This is a genomic window from Rathayibacter rubneri (assembly GCF_023743255.1).
GTDB classification, from domain to species: Bacteria; Actinomycetota; Actinomycetes; order Actinomycetales; family Microbacteriaceae; genus Rathayibacter; species Rathayibacter rubneri.
In genome coordinates, this window is record NZ_JAMRYM010000190.1 from 1 (window position 1) to 1,701 (window position 1,701).

The window sequence follows — 1,701 nt, forward strand, 5'->3', positions numbered from 1 at the left end:
GCTCCTGGCGCTGACGGCGGACGCGCGCCGGGTCCTCACCGGAGCCCCGCCGCGGCGGTGCGCGGGGCTCCCGCGACCGTCGTCGTCTCGGCGGTCCCAGTCGGAGGCATGGCACGAGGGTACGGCTCGGCCTCGTTCTCGCCGACCGCTCGGGCAGCGCGCTCTGCGGAGCCCGGTCCGTGTCGAGTCGCGGCCGGAGTCGAGGGCGAGTCGCCGCGAGGTGGGGTGGGGGTGTGGGCGGAGCCCGGTCGGCGTCGAGTCGCGGGTCCGGTCCGCGTCCAGGCGTGGGCGGCGACCGCCGCGCCCGCTCCGGGTGCCCGTGGCGCGCTCCGAGCCGATCGCCAGAGGGCTCCCGGGCTCGGCGGGCATGCTGGAGGGATGACCGACGCCAACGCCTCCGCCGTCCCGACCGCTCCCGTCCGCCCCCGGGGCGAGCGCCCCGTCCGCACCCAGCACGTGCTGACCGTGCTGCGGACGCAGCGGCTGACCGAGCACCTCGTGCGCGTGCACCTCGGCGGCCCCGGCTTCGACGCGTTCGCCGCGGAGGCCGATCCCGCGACGCTCGCCACGACGGACAAGTACGTGAAGCTCCTGCTTCCCCGGGCGGGCGTGGACGTGGAGCCGCCCTACGACCTCGACGCGCTGCGCGCGACCCTCGCTCCCGAGGACCTGCCCGTCCGCCGCACCTACACCGTGCGCTCCGTCGACCTCGACGAGCGGAGCCTCGCGATCGACTTCGTCGTGCACGGCGACGACGGCGTGGCGGGCCCGTGGGCCGCCTCCGCTGCTCCCGGCGACCGCCTCGCGTTCAACGGCCCGGGAGGCGCCTGGGCGCCGAGCGCGGTGCCCGGCGCGTTCCACCTGCTGCTGGGCGACGACTCCGCCCTCCCCGCGATCGCGGCGGCGCTCGAGGCCATGCCCTCGGAGGCGCGCGGGCTGGTGCTGCTCGAGGTGCCGGGAGCCGCCGACGAGCAGCCGCTCGCCGTGCCCGACGGGGTCGAGCTGCGCTGGCTGCACCGCGGTGTGCTCGAGGCGGGGCGGGCGCTCGTCGCGGCCGTGCACGCCGAACCGCGTCCCTCCGGGGTGCTCGACGTCTTCGCGCACGGCGAGCGCGGGGCGATGAAGGAGCTGCGGCGGATCCTCCAGGACGACTGGGGTCTGGAGCGCCGCTCGCTGTCGCTGTCGGCGTACTGGGCGCTCGGCCGCGCGGAGGACCGCTTCCAGGCCGAGAAGCGCGAGCCGGTCGGCGAGATCTTCGCCGACTGACGCCGCTCCCGCGGGAACGACGAGGGCCCCGGTGCACTGCACCGGGGCCCTCGTCGTGCTCAGCGGAGGATCAGATCCGCTTGAGCGCGATCATCGCGCTCGTGGTGGAGTTGCCCGCCGCGTCGGTCGCCTTGGCGGTCACCGGGTAGGTGCCCACTCCGAACGCCGCGGTGTTGACCGGGAGCTGCCACGTGCCGTCGGCGGCGAGCGTCGCGTCGCCGAGCTTCGTCGTGCCCACCCAGTAGCTCACTCCGGTGACGCCCACGTTGTCCGAGGCGCGGGCGGCCAGCAGGATCGTGCCGGACACGGACGAGCCGGAGGTCGGCGACACGATCGCGACGGTCGGCGCGGTGCGGTCGGCCACCGGGGCGGTGGTCGGGGTCGCGGTCGGCGTCGGAGTCGCGGTCGCCGTCGCGGTGGGCGCCGGGGTGGCGG

2 protein-coding genes are annotated in these 1,701 nt (G+C 76.7%); one reads left to right on the forward strand and one right to left on the reverse strand.

From position 1 onward, the window contains the following. Positions 1–378: 378 nt before the first annotated feature. Positions 379–1,266, forward strand: a complete 888-nt coding sequence (locus tag NB037_RS19200) for a siderophore-interacting protein (RefSeq protein ID WP_251948645.1) — start codon at positions 379–381, stop codon at positions 1,264–1,266. 70 nt (positions 1,267–1,336) lie between these two features. Here NB037_RS19200 and NB037_RS19205 read toward each other — a convergent pair. Beyond that, on the reverse strand, positions 1,337–1,701 hold a 365-nt coding region (locus NB037_RS19205), incomplete at its 5' end, for an Ig-like domain-containing protein (RefSeq protein WP_251948646.1).